The sequence below is a fragment of the Acinetobacter sp. ANC_7682 genome, assembly GCF_056779795.1.
On the sequence record NZ_JBWYIQ010000020.1, the window covers coordinates 14211 to 34719 of the forward strand.

A 20509-nucleotide genomic window follows, 5' to 3' on the forward strand; every position below is an offset into this window, starting at 1 on the left:
TATATGAACTTATGTTTATTGATTAAAAATGTTTAAAAACAAATAGCTTAGCACTTACATTTTAACTTTTCTGAATTAGCCAAAGCTGTTCTATACTATACATGCTTACTCTTTTATTTCTTATGTTATGACCACAATCTCCCCAGGCAAAGCTTCTCCGCGAGCGCTTGCCCTTCTACCGCTTATTGTGTTTTTAGCCATTTTTTTGGGCAGCGGTATTTATCACACTCTGATTGGCACTGAGTTTGCCTTCTACCAAATTAAAGCACCCATTGCTGCTATCCCTGCCCTCATTCTTGCGGTATTACTTTATCGTGGCAAATTAAACACAGGTATAGATGAGTTTCTCCGTGGGGCAAGCCATCCTAATCTTATTTTAATGTTTATGGTCTTTATGCTGGCAGGTGCTTTTGCCAGTATTAGTAGTGCCATTGGTAGTGTTGATGCAACAGTACAATTAGGTTTATCTCTCATTCCTTCGGCTTTTGTCCTGCCAATGCTCTTTGTTATTTCAGCGTTTATTGCTACTGCGATGGGCACCTCGATGGGTACTATTGCTGCTTGTGCGCCGATCGCATTTGGCTTCACTCAAGTCACCGATATAAATCCTGTTGTTGCGATTGGTGCTGTGGTTGGAGGAGCCATGTTTGGTGATAACTTGTCTATGATTTCAGATACCACTATCGCCGCAACTCGTAGTCAACGTGTAGAACTAAAAGATAAATTTAAAGTCAATGTATGGATTGCAGTACCAGCAGCACTTTTCACGATTTTGATTTATTTTGTGATGAGTCGTGATACGCAACAAATCTCTTTCAATGACTATAATTTTTGGCTGATTTTGCCTTATTTAGCTGTATTTGCTTTGGCTTTTACCCGATTACATGTGTTGGCTGTACTTATGCTGGGCATTGTTATATCTGGACTTGTAGGTCTGATTCAAGCCCCCGACTTTAACCTACTTAAATTAAACAGTGCCATTTACGATGGATTTGTGGGCATGTTTGAAGTCGCGCTTCTTTCAATGTTACTCGGTGGTATTTCAGCCATTATGCAAAAAGAAGGTGGCTTAGAGTGGCTAATACAACGCATTTATCAACTTACGCGTTTATTCAAAGTGGGAACGCAAAGAGCTGGTGAAATCGGAATCTGCCTTCTGGTAATCTTGTCTAATTTCTTTGTGGCAAATAATACGGTTGCCATTATTCTATCTGGCGATATGGCTCGTGAAGTTGCTAAAGAATATGGTGTTGACCCAAAACGCTCGGCTGCTTTGTTGGATATTTTTTCTTGTGTTGTTCAAGGCTTAATTCCGTTTGGCGCACAATTATTATTGGCGTGTTCAATTGCAAAATTATCGCCAATGGAAATGATCCAAAACGTTTATTACTGCTGGATCTTAGCGGTGATTGCTATACTCTCCATTGCTTTTAGATATCCCAAAATACAGATGAATCAATTTTAGACTGGCATAAAAATTAAGTCTTTAAAGGTAAGCTACATGCTTACCTTTTTTATTTCCATAATCTAACTTAGATTATGGTGGTGAGTTGGTCGTTGTTTAAGTTGTTTTTTAAACTGCAACAGCGTTATTCCATTATACATTTTAAATGCTCTAGCAAGCGCAGACTGATCTGAGTAACCGAGTTGCACTGCGATATCCGTTAACTCTAGCCCCTGATTTAATAGGCGCTCACATTGTGACATCCGCTCTTGCTCAAGTATGCGTTTAAATGATGTTCCGCGATCTTTTAATTGTCGTTGCAAAGTCCTCACCGACAAACATAATTCTGTCGCAATATCTTCAATCTTTGGCGCTTCGTGACGAATACGCAAATACTCAGCAATAATTAAGTGGAGTTGCCGATCAAGACTCGATTGCACTGGTTTTGATGCAATCGCCTCTTCCGCTTGTTGAACCAACAATTGCATAAGTGAAGGATCTGCTTGTTGGGGTTTTAGCTGCAACCCCTGAGTGCGAATTTGAAACTGATATTCAACTTGGCTGAACTCTACCTGACAACCATAGAACTTTTGATATTCATACAATGGTGCGATAGCTTCATGCGCCATGATCACTTTATACAGTGGAAAGGTATCATGCACTAATATTTGCTTCGCCAATGAGACCATCATGGCATTCGTCAACTCATTGATAAAATTATAGTCATCACAAATAAACGGCCAGCTTAAAATCAGTATATCACCGTCCTGATGGATCTGCATGGGTGTAATCTCTTCACCATCAATCACCAAGCGGCTAAATCTTAAAATATAGTTCAGTGCTTCCGCCACCGTCTCACTTCGTGTAGCCATATATCCAAGCACACCAAAATGCTCAGGTTTCACATATTGAGCCATTTCAAAAATATAATTGGCGCGATTCAAATAAACCTGCGTGAGAGAATTAAGCTTTAAGAAAAAAGAATAAGATGATTGCATGGCAATCGGTGCTGCCAAAATCTTATTCAGCGTATCAACATCCTGATTTAATGCAGTCTTTATCTCTTTATCGAGCTGTTTCACTTGAATAAATGTTTGCCATAAATGGAAATATCCATTGGGTATTTGAATATCTTTCACGATGCACTATTCCTTTAGGCAAATTTGACTTTATTCATTTTCATTTGTCGTAAAATGTATAAAAAATGGCAAGTACTGTCAAAACAATCAGACCAATGCCATACATACTTAAACGATCTAAAGCGGATGAATGAAAATAAGATGAACGCATTGGTAAAATATCAGGTTGATCCTGTCGTACGCACGAATCTCAATTTCAAGCTCTCAGAAATTCCTCGTTTTTGGTTTGGTGGAGATCCATTCAAAACCCGTATGTTTGATGCATTGAGTCTAACTTTCCCAGACGGAGAGCGCTACTTCATTGAATCAGTTCGATTATTTAGAGATAAAATCAAAGACCCTGAATTACAAAAACGCGTCGCAGATTTTATTCGACAAGAAGCACAGCATGGAATTGCGCATGACAAGATGAATCAGGTCATGAAAGATCAAGGTATGCCTGTCGATCAATTTATTAAGGTTCTTAACAAAATTTTTAAATTCGAACTGACACGTCGTTCACCTCAATATAATATTGCCATGACTGCTGCAGCCGAACACTTAACTGCATTAATGGCTGATACTTTTTATAGTCAAAAAGCAACCCTTGAAGATGCTCACCCCTATGTGCGCGCGCTTTTAGCATGGCATGCTATCGAAGAGATGGAGCATCGTGATGTGGCTTTTGATGTCATGAAACAAGTCGGTGATGTTCCAGAACTTACTCGACAATTTGCTTTGGCATTTACAACTTTCATGATGCTTGGATTTACAACTTATCGTGCCAATATCATGTTGAAGTATGACGGATTTAGTCGTTTAGACCGTTTCAAAATGACCGTCAAAGGACTTCCATGGTTTATCGGTCGAAATGGCATGTTAACGAGAATGAAAGGTCCATACTTAGATTGGTTTAAAAAAGACTTCCATCCAAGCCAACATCCTGTGATTGCCCAATATGATGTCTGGGTAAAAACATTAGCCGAGACCAATGATCCAATTCAAGCTGGTGAAGCATTCTGGCAAGCAGCTCGATAATATTCCTATCGCCGGCTAAATCATTTTTATTCGGATGATTTAGCCGACATTACTTACAGTTTTAATCTCCTTCTCTCTTCTTTTGTCCTGTAGAGATAATGACCTCAATGTGATTTTTTTACATACTTGTTCTTTCAGCATAAGTGATAAAAAATAAAATGAATGCAATTACCACATACCATCCAGTGATTCGTAAGCACCTTGATTTCCGACTTAACGAAGTACCACGATTTTGGTTTAACAACGATCCTTTTAAAACACGTGTATTTGATGCTTTGAGTTTGACATTTCCAGATGGAGAACGATATTTCATACAGTGTGTCCGACTATTTCAACCGCATATTCAAGATCCTGTCTTAGCCAAACGTGTGAAAGACTTTATTCAACAAGAAGCGCAACACGGTATTGCCCATGACAAAATGAATAAAATTTTAATTGAGCAAGGTATGCCGATTGAAAAATATATTCATCAAGTCAATCAACGTTTCAAACATGCGTTAAAAAGGTATCCTGATCGTTTTAATATTGCGATCACCGCTTCATGCGAACACTTAACCGCTTTAATGGCAACGACATTTTTCAGTCATAAAAGTACGATGGCCCATGCACATCCTTTTGTCCGTGGTTTATTTGCATGGCATAGTATTGAAGAAATGGAACATCGCGATGTAGCTTATGATGTCATGATCGAGGTAGCGCAGACTTCAAACCTTACACGTTATACCGCCTTGGTTTTAGTTACGCTTATGATGTTTGGATTTACCATGCAAAGAACACATGGACTTCTCAAACAAGATGGTTTTACTCGAATTGAAAGGTTAAAAATGTTTGCTCAGGGCTTGAAATGGCTGCTTGGAAAAGATGGCATTTTAACGGCAAAAAAACGAGAATATTTAGACTGGTTTAAACCTGATTTTCACCCAAACCAACACCCTATTATTCATCAATACCAAGTTTGGGTTGATACGCTCGCTGAAACTCAAGATCCAATTGAAGCAGGTGAAGCTTTTTGGCAAGCTGCGATATAAAAAAGAATGTAAAAAAAGTCCGATCAATCGGACTTTTTTGTTGTTAGGACGCCATTACCATTTAGCGTAATGTTGCTCTAATAGTCCATACTCTTGATTAAGCTCAATATGCTGACCATCATCTGAAATAATAAAACCCGTAATTTTAGATTGCCACTGACTGAACTGGCTGCCTACCATTCTAAGATTAAGATTTTCATAACGACGCCAGCCTGTTTCAATGGTCAATTGTAATTTGTCATCCATAGATCGTATGGTCCACATCTGATCATTTTGCATTTCAAAAAGAACATCCGTCAACGCATAAAGGCGCCCATTAATCCACAAACAGTTTTCATTGCCAAAACTTTCATTCACGCCAGAGGCAAGATTCAAACCCACACGGTTTCCTTGCGCATCCCAAAAATTAGAAGATAGCCAAAACCAAGCCGTTTCAGGTCTTAGAAAACCGCAAGTATCATCAAGCGAAGCAAAAGTTCGTGAGTTAAATTCAATTTTTTCTTTTTGTTTATTAATGAAATACCCTTCAACGGCCAATGTAGTTAGTTTCTGAGTATAGGTCCAACCATTAATCCCAGTAGGACTGCACATCGACAAAGGATCTGTTCCAGCACAAAAGATTCGCGCAGACAGTTTTTCTTCACCATGTTTGATCACTTTGATATAACGAACACCATTGGCATGTTGGATATCGAGTTGGATTTTTCCATGTTGAAAATGGCTATGATTAAATAGTGGCTGTTCATCTAGAACCGTACTGAGCGCCAATACATTAATCGCATTCCACTCGACGACTTGTCCGGTGTTATGGTCATAAATATAGATGAAACCATGTCCCGCCCAAGCGATATCGACGATAGCCATCCCAATGCTGTAATGCTCATGTTGGATACTACAAAACTTAAATTTCTTATATTTAAGTTTTTTTCTCCATCCTTTGAGCACTTTGCCATATGGCGTTTTATAAATATATTTTGAGACAGAAATTGCACTTGGCAATTCTGTAAAACGCCCATAGCGCGGTTGACCATTTACTTGAATTAAATCCATTGGGACTCAGCCTAATTTCATTCCATGACAATTATAGACTTTAGTCTAAAGTATTTCATTTACTGTATGAAAACATAGATTAAAGAACCGATACAGACCGCCTCTTTTTTCTTATATATTCAATACTTTGACTACCAGTTCCCTTCACCCAGTGTTTGGCCGATATAATGATATTGTGCCTTGGATCTTGAAAATTTAATTGGACAAGCCAACTGTTTTTCTACCTCATTTGCATCTTTCCTTAGAGGTACATCTACTGTCCAAGCACGTTGTTGAGCCAAATCTGACGTCAGAGCTTCGTCTAGATTTAACACAGGTTCTACACATACGTCTAATTCAGAAAATGTTTTACGCCATACATCAAAACTTTTTTCCCTGATTTTATCAGCGATGGCAGTCTTGACTGCTTTTCGATCTTCAACATCAAATGAAGTTCCTTTTTCCAATAAGATAGGCAGTTCTAATACAGTTGCCAGACCTGTCATAAATTGAGGTTCTAAACTTCCAATTGAGATATAGCGCCCGTCTTGCGTTTGATAATAGTCATAAAATGTTCCCCCGTTCAGATGTTCATTTTCAGGGTACTGATTCTGCCCACCTGCAAGTACAGCTGCCGCGGCCATATTGTTTAAGGTCACCGCACAATCCGTCATAGAGATATCAATATATTGACCTAAACCACTCCGTTGCCTTTCAATCACGGCTGTTAAAATGCCGATCACTGCGTGTAAAGAACCGCCTGCGACATCAGCAATTTGAATCCCCATAGGTGGTGGTCCACTTTCCTGCCGACCTGAATGCCCAGCAATCCCTGAGAGCGATACATAGTTAATGTCATGTCCCGCTTTATCTTTATAAGGACCTGTTTGCCCATATCCTGTTATTGAACAATAAATCAGACGTGGGTTTATTTCAGATAAAGTTTGATAGTCGAGTCCTAAACGTCGCATCACTTCAGGACGGAACTGCTCAATCACGATATCGTATTCTGAAATTTTTGATTTAATGAGTTCAATACTCTGACTATCTTTTAAATCTAGAGCAATCGACTGCTTGTTGCGATTCAAATAACTGTGCGCCGTGGCTTGACCATTTGCATAAGGTGGCAACATTCTGACAAGGTCTGGTCGATTTGGTGACTCTATATGGACCACCTCTGCCCCTAGATCTGCTAAGTACAAGGTCGCAAAGGGTCCGGGTAATAATGTGGAAAAATCTAAAACTTTCAATCCCTTTAATGCAGCTGTCATTGTTATTTTCACCAAGAATATGTTGATTTTTCACCCATAATAGAAATATAAAACAAGATTAACAATGTCATGTTCAGCCATTTACCTTGATCATTTCGGCAATTTATGATGTAAAAGAGCAATTACTCTAGTGATAATTGCCAATTAAATTATTTTTTGTGTCATTTAGGTCAAGTAGCAGTGAACATCAAAGAGACTGAAGGATTTAACATGAGTCGCGATACGATAAGTATCCATTTTGTGAATGCAGCCCTGACTGGGGTAAAACGTCTGGGGATGGATGTTGACACTTTACTTTCACATGTCGGCATTGAAGCTGAACTACTCCGCCAACCTAAAGCACGTATTTCTCCTGAGCAGTACACACGCTTTGTTAAAATGCTGTGGATGGTCACCCAAGATGAACACGTTGGTTTTGATATCCAGCCACGTCGCTTAGGGACCTTTGCGATCATGTGTCAATTGATCATACATGCCAAAACTTTAGGTGATGCGCTTGAGTTATCATCACAGTTCTACAAGTTATTTGGTGATGAGTGGTCTGTGACTTTAGAGCGCGATAAGCATGAAGCACGCTTAGTTCCACTCATTCCAAAAACAATGGATCCTGACCATTTCATTACTGAAAGTATGCTCATGATCTGGCATGGTTTGGCATCGTGGCTCATTGAGCGTCGTATCCCGTTAGAGCGTGTACATTTTTCATATCCACGCCCACAACATGCAGATGAATATGATGCGTTATTTTTTGCGCCAGTAATCCAATTTGATTCAGCTCGTACTGAAATCACATTTGCTGCAGACTACTTAGATCTTCCAATTCGCCAAGATGAAAACACCTTGGAAGAGTTTCTAAAAGGTGCTCCAGCGAAACTGTTGGTGAAATTCAAAAATACCAATTCGCTCACATCACGTATTCGTGAAGTATTGAAGAGCCAAATTGGTGAAGAAATGCCAACATTAAATGATGTTGCAGCCATGCTTTATTTATCACCACAGACGCTTCGCCGTCGCTTAGCTGCTGAAGGTAAGAGCTATCAAGGTGTAAAAGATGCCTTACGTCGAGACGCTGCAATTCACTTACTGTTAAACCCATCTTTAACTTTAGAAGATGTGGCACAACAAGTCGGCTTTAGTGAAACCAGTACCTTCCACCGAGCATTTAAAAAGTGGACAGGGGTAACACCAGGACTGTATCGTCAATTACATGGTTATCATTAATTTAGTCAAACATAAAAAAGTCTGACATTGTTCAGGCTTTTTTTTTACATATGGATTTAAGTGCTTATTTAACAAAAATATTCAAGTTGAAATTAAAATATTCGTAATATTTAAAGGAATAATAAGATGACACTTACTGCAATCTTAATCTCAATTTTGATTGGAATAGCAATTTATTTTTACAGTGTAAAATCGCACAGCTCTCGACCTCAAGCTGATATACAGTACACTTATAATATCGTCGGAGAAAATGCATATCAAAAAAAATTTACTTAAAATAGCTGGTCAAAAAAAAGCTGTATCTAAATTTCATGAATGTACTGCTCATGTTCTGTCAGAACCATTTAACCAATACGATCCAAATGCAATCAAAGTTGAAATCAACGGATTAACAGTTGGCTATTTAAGTAAATTAGAAGCTGAAAGGGCAGATTATCAATAAAAAAGTGCCCGCTGTAATTAACGGTGGTTGGTATGTTGATAAAGATGATGAAGGTTCTTATGGTGTAAAGCTTGCCATATCAAGCGCCAAAGATTTGATATAGCAAAATTATAATCAAAGCATTCGCAATACAAATTTTTTTAATTCGTCAAAAACTTTCATTTCACAATTTAAAACACTTAATTTTTCAGTGACCAAAAATATCAAACGACTCATCCGTTCTCGTCATTGCACAATCACATAGATCATCTACACTCAAAACACCATAACAATTTCAACCTATAAAAAAGGAACTATTATGAGCGAGGCTTACATCATTGATGCCATTCGCACACCACGCGGAAAAGGAAAAAAAGATGGTTCTTTACATGAAGTAAAACCAATCACATTACTCACAACGCTGTTAAATGAACTTCAAACTCGCCATCAACTCGATACTTCTAAAGTCGATGACATCGTGCTGGGTTGTGTAACTCCAATTGGTGATCAAGGCGGTGATATTGCTAAAACTGCTGCAATTGCTGCAGGCTGGAATGATGATGTAGCAGGCGTTCAAATCAACCGTTTTTGTGCTTCAGGACTAGAAGCTGTCAATCTTGCTGCACAGAAAGTTCGTTCAGGCTGGGAAGATGTTGTCGTTGCAGGTGGTGTAGAGTCAATGTCGCGTATTCCAATGGGCTCCGATGGTGGACCATGGGCACTCGATCCAGAAACAAACCTGAAATCTACCTTTGTTCCACAAGGGATTGGTGCTGATTTAATCGCAACTTTAGATGGATACTCTCGTGCTGATGTAGATGCTTTTGCTGCAGATTCACAAAAGAAAGCAGCAGCGGCTCAAGCGAATGGTTACTTCAATAAATCAGTTGTACCAGTAAAAGATAAAGCTGGCGTTGTCGTTTTAGATAAAGACGAGTTCATCAAACCAACGACTACCGTTGAAGGCTTAGCCAAATTAAATCCAAGCTTTGAAATGATGGGCGGTATGGGATTTGATGCAGTCGCATTACAAAAATATCCAGAAGCTCAGAAGATTAATCACGTTCACCATGCAGGAAACTCTTCAGGCATTGTAGACGGCGCTGCTGTTGTTCTACTTGCATCTGAAAAAGCGGTTCAAGAACAAGGCTTAAAACCACGTGCCAAAGTATTAGCAACTGCGCTTGTCGGAACTGATCCAACAATCATGTTAACTGGTCCAGCACCTGCGGCACGCAAAGCTTTGGAAAAAGCTGGCTTAACCATTGATGATATCGATTTATTTGAAGTGAACGAGGCGTTTGCGGCTGTAGTAATGCGCTTTATTAATGAACTCAATGTCGATCCTGCAAAAGTCAATGTAAATGGTGGTGCAATTGCAATGGGTCATCCACTCGGTGCGACAGGTGCCATGATTTTAGGTACGTTGCTCGATGAACTTGAGCGTCAAGGTAAAAAACGTGGCTTGGCTACACTGTGTGTAGGTGGTGGTATGGGTATCGCAACGATCATTGAATTGGTATAAGGAGAAGAATAATGAGTGCAATTCAATTTGAAAAAAATGCTGATGGCATTGTTATTCTCACCTTAGACTCACCTAATCAGTCTGCCAATACCATGAATGCAGATTTCCGAGTTGCTTTGGAAGAGACGGTAACAAAACTGAAAGCCGAATCTGGCATTACAGGTATCATTTTTAAATCTGCAAAGAAAACCTTTTTTGCAGGCGGTGATTTGGATGAGTTGATTCAAGCTCAACCAGAACACGCCACTGAATTCTTTGACATGATCCAAAAAATGAAAGCGGAATTCCGCTATATTGAAACCTTGGGTGTACCTGTTGTTGCTGCATTAAATGGAACAGCTCTCGGTGGTGGTTGGGAAATCGCACTAGGCTGTCATGCTCGTATTGCATTAAATGATCCTAAAGCGAAATTTGGTCTACCTGAAGTTACCTTAGGATTGTTACCAGGTGGCGGTGGTATCGTGCGTATGGTACGACTGCTCGGCTTGCAGAATGCTTTTCCTTTCTTGATGGAAGGTAAACAATTTGGTGTAGAAAAAGCAAAATCTCTAGGCTTAATTCAAGATACGGCTGATTCTGAACAAGAGCTCATGGATAAAGCGATTGCTTGGGTTAAAGCAAATCCAAAATCTCAACAACCATTCGATGTTAAAGGATACAAAATTCCAGGTGGTACGCCATCATCACCTCAAGTGGCTCAAGTCCTTGCGATTGCACCAGCGATGCTGCGTGATAAAACAAAAGGTTGCTATCCAGCCCCTGAAGCCATTATGGCTGCTGCCGTTGAAGGTGCTCAGGTAGATGTTGATACTGCATTAACCATTGAATCTCGCTATTTTACGTATTTGGCAACTGGTCAAGTTGCGAAAAACATGATTGGTACTTTCTGGCATGGACTGAATGCAATCAAATCAGGTGAAAGCCGCCCTAAAGAGCCTGCAAAATGGCAAGCGACGAAAGTAGGTGTTTTAGGCGCTGGAATGATGGGCGCTGGCATTGCCTACTCGACAGCGATTAAGGGGATTCAAGTCGTCCTTAAAGATGTATCGATTGAAAATGCAGAAAAAGGTAAGGCATATAGTCAAAAACTGTTAGATAAACGTGTTTCACAAGGTCGAATGACTGCTGAAAAGCGCGAACAAATTTTATCTCTCATTACCCCTACAGCAAATGCATCCGATCTACAAGGCTGTGATTTAATCATTGAAGCTGTATTCGAAAATCAAGAACTCAAAGCCAAAGTAACTCAAGAAGCTGAGCAATATTTGGTTGACGGCGGTGTGATGGCTTCTAATACATCCACCTTACCGATCACAGGTCTTGCAACAGCAAGCAAAGATGCGAAAAACTTTATTGGACTGCATTTCTTTAGCCCTGTTGATAAAATGCAGTTGGTTGAAATTATTAAAGGTAAAGAGACTTCAGCTGAGACACTAGCTAAAGCCTATGATTATGTTCAACAAATTGGAAAAACACCTATCGTTGTGAATGATAGTCGTGGTTTCTTCACCAGCCGCGTATTTGGTACTTTTGTCAACGAAGGTTTGCGTTTACTGGCTGAGGGAGTACATCCAGCCAAAATTGAAATGGCTGCTTTAAAAGCAGGTATGCCAGTCGGTCCATTAGCAATCCAAGATGAAGTCGCATTAACCTTGTCTGAGCATGTGACCAACGAAACGCGTAAAGCGCTTCAGGCTGAAGGCAAAGATTTACCACACTCCCCTGCTGAAGATGTTTTAAAGCAAATGATCCATGAGTTTGGGCGTAAAGGGAAAGCTGCTGGTGCTGGTTTTTATGAATATCCTGAAAGTGGTAAAAAATACCTTTGGGATGGTTTAAACCATTGGACGAAAGAGACTGATATTTCTGAGCAAGAAATGATTGATCGCTTCTTGTTTGTGCAATCTTTAGATACCTTACGTTGTCTTGAAGAGGGTGTTTTAGAGTCTGTCATTGATGGAAATATCGGTTCTATTTTTGGCATAGGATTCGCCCCTTGGACTGGCGGCGCTTTACAGTTCCTCAATCAATATGGACTCGCACAAGCGCTTGAGCGCGCGAATCAGCTTGAAGCGAAGTATGGTGAGCGTTTTAAAGCACCTCAACTCCTCAAGGACAAAGTTCAGTCTGGTCAATCAATCTGATTGATATAAATTAAAAACCTCTCTTAGGAGAGGTTTTTTTCGGTCTTGTCGATAAATATGTGTTATAAAGTAACATATTCTCAGATTCATTTTACCCAACTTGGTATAGCATTATGACTGATCATTCTTCACCAGAAAAATCTCCTTGGGGTTGGAAAGCGCTAATTATCGCGATCATTTTAAGTATTATATTTATGGTGATTTTCTATGTAGCCATTGAAAATGAACCTGACTATATGCCAAGTAAACAACGAACAGAAACCAGTGAACATCATGCATTCAAAGCATCACCTGTGATGTCTGAAGAAGCAGCAGCAAAAATCGAAGCCAACAAAGCTGCTCAAGCTAGTGCAACTGGACACAATATGACTGAAGAAGAACACGCAGCAATGGGCGAACATAGTCATACACATGATGGTGAATCAAGTTCACATAGTCATTGATTTTGTGATGAAAAAACGGAGCATTGGCTCCGTTTTTTTATTCAAGCTGCATCGTCATATAAACATGAGGAATACCACAATCTAAGTATTCCTTACCTTGGGGCTCAAACCCTAAACGTTGATAAAATGGTAATGCATGAACTTGAGCAGAAAGATTCAAGGTTGGTCGCTTTTCCCTTTGAGCAAACTCAATTATAAATTTCATGAGCTCAAACCCAACACCTTTTCCTCGATAAGCCTTTATGACTGCTACCCTTCCAATACTATGGTTTTGAAGTAGTCGAGCCGTGGCGATTGCCTCACCTTCATGGAAAACAACGAAATGAATCGATGTCTCATCTTCCATATCCCATTCGTCTTCAGGTGAAATTTGTTGTTCCAGAATAAATACTTGCTCTCGTATCTGCATCGCGTAGCACTTTAATTGCGACCATGAACCTACTTGAACATCGAAGACATTACTCATGTGTTAATTCCCAAAGGTGTGTTAGCACTTTTCACCAATATTTTGTTGCTCCCACTCTCCTTTTAGAAGCAACTCTAATGAGTGCTTTTGAATACCATACATATTTTTTAATGCAATTATTTGATCTAACACTTGCTGATCTGGTGCATTCAAATCTTTGCGCTTGGTGGCTAAAATCATTTTATTTTTGCTGGTATGTTCCAAAGCCACAAATTCAAAAACTTTAGTCTCGTAACCATAGGCTTTTAACAATAGCGCTCGAATTGTATCTGTCAGCATTTCAGCTTGTTGCCCCTCATGAATACCAAACTGCAACATTGGTTTTAATACAGAGGGACTTTGCATTTGAGGTCTCAACTCTTTGTGGCAGCACGGCGCGCACATAATCATTTGCGCATTCAATCGAATACCGGTATGAATCGCAAAATCAGTTGCTACATCACAGGCATGCAACGCAATCATGACATCGAGTTTTTCAGGCGAGTAAGTTCGTACATCTCCTTGGAAAAAATCTAAATGCTTAAAATCTGATTTACGGGCAACATCTTGACAGAATTGAACCATTTTCTCGTTCAGTTCCACACCTGTAACATAAGGATTATAATCATTTTTTTGTAAGTAGTCATACAGTGCAAAGGTGAGATAACCTTTACCTGAGCCAAAATCGACAACGTTGAGCTGCTGATCAACTTGAATTTGGTTTAATGCGCCTGAGCAAATCTCAACAAATTTATTAATCTGTTTCCACTTACGCGCCATGCTTGGAATAATTTGTTCTTTTTGATCCGTAATACCCAACGGTTGAAGAAAATAACTTTCTTGCTCAACAAAACGGTGTTTTTGACGGTCGTGTGATTTTTCAATGATCTTGGAGACTGAAGCCTTTTTACTTTGAGTTAAGATCGCTTTTTTCTTATTTTTCTTGAGCTGTAACTCGCTGTCCAATGTAAAAAGATTGGCTTGTTTGCATTCACTGACCAATTTACTCACCAACGGATCAGCTTCATCAATTGGAAAATTTTTGGTCACATCTTGAGTTTTAAAGCGATACAGAACATTCAGCATCCATTCATCTTGTAATCGAATCATGCGTAAAGTCATCTTCTCTAAAGCTTCTATCTCGCCCTGATACTGACTCAGAATCATACGATCAAAACGCTGAGAAGCTAATGCTTGATGAAATGCTTCAAGAAATTGTTGCTCTTGCGGTGTGGAGGATGCCGAAACGGTCATAAACAGTGCCAAAAAAAGAAATGCTATTAAATTTTAATGCGTCTTACGCGAAAAGCAAAATTCAATTACGATACAGATGTATAATTAAATGTGTAAGTGAACAATGAAAGCATCTCCTGCTTCGTATGATCCATTAGAAGAAAAAATTAATTTCATCAGTCATGCCATTGGTGCTGTCTTGGCCGTCATCGGTGCCATTTTATTGATTATAAAAGGTGCTGCTTATCCTATGGCACAATGGATCGGGCTTTGGGTCTATGGACTTAGTTTAGTTCTACTCTTTACTGCGTCTAGTCTTTATCATTTTGCGGAAACACCTGAGCGTCGGGGTTGGTTTAAAAAATTGGACCACACGGCTATTTATTATCTCATCGCAGGAACATACACGCCTTTTCTATCTATAGCTTTACCAACGCAAAAAGCTCACTATTTATTAATTGCGCTTTGGGCAATTGCGGCGATTGGGACTTTATTCAAATTGGTGTTTATTCACCATTTTCAAAAAATATCGCTTTTTGCCTATCTCGCAATGGGATGGTTAGCATTACTTGTGATTGATGATATGCGCACATATTTATCTGATCAAAGTTTAACCTTGCTTATAATTGGTGGCCTTGCTTACACCATAGGCGCATTGTTTTATGCTTTAAAAAAGGTAAGATACACTCACGCTATCTGGCATATTTTTGTATTGATAGGTGCAGGATCACATTTCTTGTCTATTTATCTTTACGTGCTATAACCACTTCAACTACATCGTCTAGCAACCCTAACACCGTAGAGCGAGTTGGTATTTCGTATTTTTTTAAGAAATTACGCCTTTTTTAAAAAGATTACGCTATTAAATCTAAGTTTTTTATTTTTAGTAAGTGTAAGGTCTCTCATGGCGTCTAATACAGCATCACAACAAGCTCAACCCGCAAACTCTAAAACTCGGGTATTAACTGCAAGTCTCGTTGGTACAACCATCGAGTTCTTCGATTTTTATATTTACGCAACAGCTGCAGTCATTATTTTCCCCTACTTGTTCTTTCCAACAAGTACAGATCCTATGACAGCAACGATTCAATCATTAGCAACTTTTGCAATCGCATTCATCGCACGTCCTATCGGCGCCGCACTATTCGGTCATTTGGGAGATCGAATCGGTCGTAAAGCAACCTTAGTGGCAGCCTTGCTAACCATGGGACTTTCTACCGTTGCGATTGGTTTACTTCCAACCTATGCGCAAATTGGCATTGTGGCACCCTTACTTTTAGCTTTGTGCCGATTAGGTCAGGGCTTAGGTTTAGGTGGCGAATGGTCAGGTGCAGTTCTACTCGCAACTGAAAATGCGCCAGAAGGCAAACGTGCTTGGTACGGTATGTTCCCTCAACTTGGTGCACCAATCGGCTTCATCCTTGCCACAGGCTCTTTCCTTACGCTTGGGGCATTCATGAGTGAAGAAGCATTCATGTCATGGGGATGGCGTATTCCATTTATTTCAAGTGCCTTATTGGTGATTGTAGGCTTGTGGATTCGCTTAAAGTTGCATGAAACGCCAGCATTCCAAAACGTGCTGGATAAACAAAAAGAAGTGAATGTCCCTTTTGTACAAGTTTTTAAAAAGCATTCAAAAATGCTTGTACTCGGAACGATTGCAGCCATTTGTACTTTCGTAGTTTTTTACTTAACCACCGTATTTGCATTGCAATGGGGTACAAAACAATTAGGTTACTCTCGTGAAGAGTTCCTACAACTTCAGTTGGTTGCAACGCTTTGTTTTGCAGCATTTATTCCCCTTTCTGCAATTTTTGCGGAAAAGTTCGGTCGTAAAACCACTTCGATTGCGGTGTGTGTAATTTCTGCTATTTTTGGTATTTTCTTTGCGGACATGTTGGAGTCAGGAAGCACACTGATTGTGTTCTTATTCTTATGTATTGGTCTTGCGATTATGGGCTTAACCTATGGTCCAATCGGTACGGTACTTTCAGAAATCTTCCCGACATCGGTGCGTTATACTGGTTCAGCGTTAACATTTAACCTTGCTGGTATTTTTGGTGCATCTTTCGCACCTTTGATTGCAACGAAATTAGCAACTGAATATGGTTTGTCTGCAGTAGGCTATTATTTGACGGCTGCATCAATCCTTTCACTGATTGCTTTCCTGATGATTCGCGAAACGAAACATGATGATGTGAATAATCAAATTTGATGCTTTCAGCTAATAAAAAAACCGGCTTAAGCCGGTTTTTTTATTAGCTGAGCTCAATGATATCAATCATCGGTGGTACTCTGAATCTGAATGGAACACCTACCATGCCAGTACCTACGGACACATAAACATTGGCATGTTCATGCTTATATAAACCACGTTTATGACCCAAGATAGATACTTTTTTCATGATGTAATCTGTCAACCACGGAAGCTCCACTTGTCCCCCATGTGTATGCCCTGACAACATCAACGGATGAGTTGGCAATTTTGGCACCATATCCACCGTATCCGGATTATGTGACAGAATTAACCACGGCTTATCTTGTGGTAAATCAGGCATATCCCGCATGTCAGCCTTACCTGCCCACAAATCCCCCACACCAATCAATCTAAACTCATCAAACTCAACAATCTTACCTTCAATATCCATCACCTGATTTGAAGCTAGCGCATCTTTTAATAATGCCTGAATTGGTGGACCTGGATATTGCTCATCATGATTACCATTCACAGAATAGACAGGCGCTTGAATTTCTCTTAATACTCGGAGCTCTTCTGCCAGCTTATTTTCTGGTTCATAGGTCCAATCTCCTGCCACAACTACTAAATCTGGTTGAGCTTGATTAATCTTATTCACGATAATTTTCAGTTGTCTTTCATGCCCAGAAAACAATCCAATATGTAAGTCTGCAATTAATGCCACTTTAATCGGATGTTTAAAGGGTTGCGCCGAACTTAACTTGTAACTCAGGTTATTCACTACTACACGATGTGGCTCAATGAAACGTGCATAAATCAATACACTGCTCAACAAGAAAATAAACACACCTTCATGCAATGAAAATATACCTTGCCAAGTAGCAAAAATACTAAAAAACCACAACGGAACAAGTAAATAAGAAAGATAAAATGCCAAGAGATGAACAAAGGCTTTAAATGGATGTATGGTTTCAGTTCGAGATTGGCTCATCCATGCTTGCGTGACTCCCCAAATAGCGAAGAGCGAGAAAATAATATAGAACGCAGCAAGGATGTTATTTGTTGTCCACATATTCAATCTCTTTCATTAAATCAGACGAATAATCTGAGTGGTTCATTTATCTTTTAAATGGTGCTCTTTATACTTTAGCACACTGAGTTCAAAGAATAGATTATGCAAGCAAATCACATGAAAAAGAATCAATCTCAACAATTGAATCGCCAAAAGAGAACATCTTTTAAAATGCGCTTCATCATGAGTTCATGTTTGGTTCTTGCTTTACCTGCATGCTCAACTTTACCTACTCAACAAGCTATTGCACCTCAATATGCGTACGACATCGACACTCATGACACTTCATTGGCGCAAATTGTCGAACCTTTGAAAATTAAGAATCCTGAATTAACAGGTTTTCATGTTTTATATGATCCAATCGAAGCGATAGCTGCACGTTTTCAATTAATTGAGAAAGCTGAGAAAACACTCGACCTTCAATATTACATTTGGGATAACGACCGTGTAGGTGCATTGGCTCTTTATAAAATCATTCAAGCTGCTGATCGTGGTGTAAAAGTCAGATTGTTAATGGATGACAATAACGCTAAGACGATGGAAAGTATTTATCTCGCGCTGGATCAACATCAAAACATTGACGTAAAGTTATTCAATCCTTATAAATTCCGACGCCTTAGACCCGTTGATATGATTTTGGATCTGAAACGTATCAATCGACGGATGCACAACAAAACGTTTACAGCTGACAATCAAATTACCCTGATTGGCGGCCGAAATATGAGTAATCAATACTACAATGTCAGTGACCGATATCAATTTTCAGATGTCGATGTCATGCTTGTCGGTCATGCAGTAAGTGATATTACACACTCATTTGATGAGTACTGGAATCATGGATATGCCTATCCAGTTAAAAATATTGTCAATCATCAACAATATACATTGCGCTATGACGGTTTAAAACAGCAACTGCAAGAACACTTTGATGATGGTGCTGTACGTAGTTATGTTGAAATTACTCGTGAATCTCATGATTTTGATCGTTGGCTCAATCAAGAAATTAAGCTGGATTGGGTGAAAGCAGAAGTCATCAAAGATTCACCAGAAAAAATCAAAGCGAAAGCAAAGAAAGAGGAACATCTCAACTTTCAACTGGTTGAACGCTTAGAGAAACCAGAAAAAAGTGTCGATATCATTTCCGCTTACTTCGTTCCTGAACGCAAGGGTGAGCAACGCTTAAGTGCGATCGCACAAGATGGTATTAAAGTTCGCGTACTGACCAACTCTTTTAAAGCCAATGATGTTGCACTTGTACATGCGTTTTATGCGAAATACCGACAAGATTTACTGCAAAACGGCGTAGAGTTATATGAGTTCCTCCCTGCTTTGCCAGAAGAATTCCAAAATAAAAATAATATTGAAATTTCTAAGCAGTCCAAAGTGAGCCTTAAAGGGCTGAGTCGCTCAAGCCTGCATGCAAAAATGATGGCTTTGGATGATAAGCAAGTATTTATCGGATCATTTAATTTTGATCCACGTTCAGCCAATTTAAATACTGAAATTGGCGTCATTTTAAACAGCCAGCCCCTAGCGCAAGCTGTCCATAAAACCATGGATCAGAACCTAAAAAAATATGCTTATAAATTAGTTCTAGATTCACAAAATAATATTAATTGGAAACAAGCGACACCTGAAGGTATTAAAATCTATACCAAAGAACCAAAAATGAAATGGTGGCAAAAAGCAAGCTTGAAAGTTATCTCGTGGTTGCCAATCGAAGGATTCATGTAAAAAGCAGGGATCATCATCATCCCTGCTTTGCTTCTACTGATTAAGCTTTGAGTACTTTTTGATGTAATGCTTCCAATCCTTCCTGCATTCTGAGTTGCACTTCTCTCGTTAAGCTTTCTACTGTATGCCCAGTAACATCAATCGTGGGCAAGGCTGTTAAATGTGCAACGACTTGAGGCATTTCCAATACCGCTTTGAGATGCGCGGCAAATCCGATATTTCCAATGAAGGGAGCAACCTGATCTAACTCCCCCTCTTGATTGACATAACAGATTAAACAAACTTGCACTGGTTTTTGAGCCTCGATAGCTGCAGCTAAAATTCTTCCATGCACTTTTTTGACCTTGGTTCCATCAGTCGTGGTTGCTTCTGGAAAAAATAAGACAGGGATATTTTGCTTCAAAAATTCCGTGATTTGCTCTTTAATACGGACCGAATCTCCTGAACCTCGTTTAATGAACAGTGTTCCACCCCCCTTGGCAAGTTTCCCAAAAATCGGCCAATTTTCAATTTCTGCTTTTGCTAAGAAAAATACACGCGCACTCGAACCCAATACAGGAATATCTAACCAAGAGATATGATTGCTCACCCATAATGCGGGTTCACGAGGAATGTTGCCATGCACTTGTAAATCGATATTAAAAACTTTGCATAAGCGACGGCAAAAATGTTGTACATAGCGAGTATTGTTTGGATTATTCGGATTTTTATACATTTGATGCCTAAAAATTAAATAAAACCCTTCAGTGACAGCAGCAGTACCTGAGATGATTTTTTGGCTATATAGCGCTGTTTTTGAAAATAAATTGAGTTTTTTAGGCGTTAATGTTGTCATAAATTATTTCACTAAATAATAACAGGCGTTATCCACTATAGCTCCATTCTATACTGAGCTCACCAGAGATGCATTGATTATAAAAACCGTATACATAGATTTGAAAATTCAATTTCAATTCAAACACCCAATAAAATACAATTTTTAAATCGAATTTATAGATTGAAAAATTATGCAAACTCCAACTCAATCATCAAATCAAGTCATTCCCATCTGGTCGGCACTCTTCTCATTGGCATCAATTGTCAGTGGCGTCTTTTTATTTATGCTGGCGTTTATACTCATGTTCAAAACTGCTTTAGGTTAATTTA

Annotated in this window: 19 protein-coding genes; 12 read left to right on the plus strand and 7 right to left on the minus strand. The window is 39.3% G+C overall.

Going from position 1 to position 20509, the window contains the following annotated elements; all coding sequences use genetic code 11:
• Positions 1-127 precede the first annotated feature (127 nt).
• Positions 128-1465: a Na+/H+ antiporter NhaC family protein gene (locus AC1M9D_RS09170; RefSeq protein ID WP_481611996.1), complete on the plus strand. Its 1338-nt coding sequence runs from the start codon at positions 128-130 to the stop codon at positions 1463-1465.
• Positions 1466-1527: 62 nt separating this feature from the next.
• Here the strand turns inward: AC1M9D_RS09170 and AC1M9D_RS09175 are convergent, their stop codons facing one another.
• Positions 1528-2583, minus strand: a complete 1056-nt coding sequence (locus tag AC1M9D_RS09175) for an AraC family transcriptional regulator (protein WP_481611997.1) — start codon at positions 2581-2583, stop codon at positions 1528-1530.
• A 141-nt stretch (positions 2584-2724) separates the two neighbouring features.
• Between AC1M9D_RS09175 and AC1M9D_RS09180 the strand changes: the two genes are divergently transcribed.
• Positions 2725-3600, plus strand: coding sequence for a metal-dependent hydrolase (locus tag AC1M9D_RS09180; protein ID WP_035267930.1), 876 nt, complete (start codon positions 2725-2727; stop codon positions 3598-3600).
• A 158-nt stretch (positions 3601-3758) separates the two neighbouring features.
• The gene (locus AC1M9D_RS09185) at positions 3759-4628 is read left to right on the plus strand and encodes a metal-dependent hydrolase (protein ID WP_481611998.1); all 870 of its coding nucleotides are present in this window, start codon (positions 3759-3761) and stop codon (positions 4626-4628) included.
• 54 nt (positions 4629-4682) lie between these two features.
• Here AC1M9D_RS09185 and AC1M9D_RS09190 read toward each other — a convergent pair whose 3' ends face one another.
• On the minus strand, positions 4683-5678 hold the full coding sequence (locus AC1M9D_RS09190) for a DUF2804 domain-containing protein (protein WP_035267932.1): 996 nt from the start codon (positions 5676-5678) through the stop codon (positions 4683-4685).
• A 131-nt stretch (positions 5679-5809) separates the two neighbouring features.
• Positions 5810-6928 (minus strand): CaiB/BaiF CoA transferase family protein, encoded by a 1119-nt coding sequence (locus AC1M9D_RS09195; protein ID WP_481611999.1) that lies wholly within the window; start codon positions 6926-6928, stop codon positions 5810-5812.
• Positions 6929-7138: 210 nt separating this feature from the next.
• Here AC1M9D_RS09195 and AC1M9D_RS09200 point away from each other — a divergent pair, with 210 nt between their 5' ends.
• The 5 genes from AC1M9D_RS09200 (at position 7139) to AC1M9D_RS09220 (ending at position 12682) form a co-directional block, all read left to right on the plus strand.
• Positions 7139-8149 carry an AraC family transcriptional regulator gene (locus AC1M9D_RS09200; RefSeq protein ID WP_092768523.1) on the plus strand — a complete coding sequence of 337 codons (1011 nt, stop codon included), beginning with the start codon at positions 7139-7141 and terminating at the stop codon, positions 8147-8149.
• Between the two features lie 250 nt (positions 8150-8399).
• Entirely contained in the window at positions 8400-8591 is a 192-nt protein-coding gene (locus tag AC1M9D_RS09205) for a hypothetical protein (protein ID WP_481612000.1), read from the plus strand.
• A 298-nt stretch (positions 8592-8889) separates the two neighbouring features.
• On the plus strand, positions 8890-10095 hold the full coding sequence (locus AC1M9D_RS09210) for an acetyl-CoA C-acetyltransferase (RefSeq protein ID WP_035267939.1): 1206 nt from the start codon (positions 8890-8892) through the stop codon (positions 10093-10095).
• Positions 10096-10106: 11 nt separating this feature from the next.
• On the plus strand, positions 10107-12239 hold the full coding sequence (locus AC1M9D_RS09215; RefSeq protein WP_481612001.1) for a 3-hydroxyacyl-CoA dehydrogenase NAD-binding domain-containing protein: 2133 nt from the start codon (positions 10107-10109) through the stop codon (positions 12237-12239).
• A gap of 113 nt (positions 12240-12352) precedes the next feature.
• Positions 12353-12682 (plus strand): hypothetical protein, encoded by a 330-nt coding sequence (locus AC1M9D_RS09220; protein WP_092768515.1) that lies wholly within the window; start codon positions 12353-12355, stop codon positions 12680-12682.
• A gap of 37 nt (positions 12683-12719) precedes the next feature.
• Here AC1M9D_RS09220 and AC1M9D_RS09225 read toward each other — a convergent pair whose 3' ends face one another.
• Both AC1M9D_RS09225 and AC1M9D_RS09230 read right to left on the minus strand, forming a co-directional pair.
• Positions 12720-13148: a GNAT family N-acetyltransferase gene (locus tag AC1M9D_RS09225; RefSeq protein WP_092768513.1), complete on the minus strand. Its 429-nt coding sequence runs from the start codon at positions 13146-13148 to the stop codon at positions 12720-12722.
• A 21-nt stretch (positions 13149-13169) separates the two neighbouring features.
• On the minus strand, positions 13170-14381 hold the full coding sequence (locus AC1M9D_RS09230) for a class I SAM-dependent methyltransferase (RefSeq protein WP_481589547.1): 1212 nt from the start codon (positions 14379-14381) through the stop codon (positions 13170-13172).
• A gap of 103 nt (positions 14382-14484) precedes the next feature.
• Here AC1M9D_RS09230 and trhA point away from each other — a divergent pair, with 103 nt between their 5' ends.
• Both trhA and AC1M9D_RS09240 read left to right on the plus strand, forming a co-directional pair.
• Entirely contained in the window at positions 14485-15123 is a 639-nt protein-coding gene (trhA, locus tag AC1M9D_RS09235) for a PAQR family membrane homeostasis protein TrhA (protein WP_481612002.1), read from the plus strand.
• Between the two features lie 141 nt (positions 15124-15264).
• Positions 15265-16575 (plus strand): MFS transporter, encoded by a 1311-nt coding sequence (locus AC1M9D_RS09240; RefSeq protein ID WP_035267948.1) that lies wholly within the window; start codon positions 15265-15267, stop codon positions 16573-16575.
• A gap of 43 nt (positions 16576-16618) precedes the next feature.
• On the opposite strand, the gene AC1M9D_RS09245 is transcribed toward AC1M9D_RS09240, so the two are convergent.
• Complete coding sequence (locus tag AC1M9D_RS09245) at positions 16619-17629, minus strand: metallophosphoesterase (RefSeq protein ID WP_035270000.1); 1011 nt, start codon at positions 17627-17629, stop codon at positions 16619-16621.
• A 99-nt stretch (positions 17630-17728) separates the two neighbouring features.
• On the opposite strand from AC1M9D_RS09245, the gene AC1M9D_RS09250 reads away from it, so the two are divergent.
• Entirely contained in the window at positions 17729-19363 is a 1635-nt protein-coding gene (locus AC1M9D_RS09250) for a phospholipase D family protein (protein WP_481612016.1), read from the plus strand.
• Between the two features lie 40 nt (positions 19364-19403).
• Here AC1M9D_RS09250 and AC1M9D_RS09255 read toward each other — a convergent pair whose 3' ends face one another.
• A complete protein-coding gene (locus AC1M9D_RS09255) occupies positions 19404-20198 on the minus strand; it encodes a lysophospholipid acyltransferase family protein (protein ID WP_481595104.1) in 795 nt (264 codons plus the stop codon).
• Positions 20199-20370: 172 nt separating this feature from the next.
• On the opposite strand from AC1M9D_RS09255, the gene AC1M9D_RS09260 reads away from it, so the two are divergent.
• Positions 20371-20505, plus strand: a complete 135-nt coding sequence (locus AC1M9D_RS09260) for a hypothetical protein (RefSeq protein ID WP_481612003.1) — start codon at positions 20371-20373, stop codon at positions 20503-20505.
• The last annotated feature ends 4 nt before the right edge of the window (positions 20506-20509 follow it).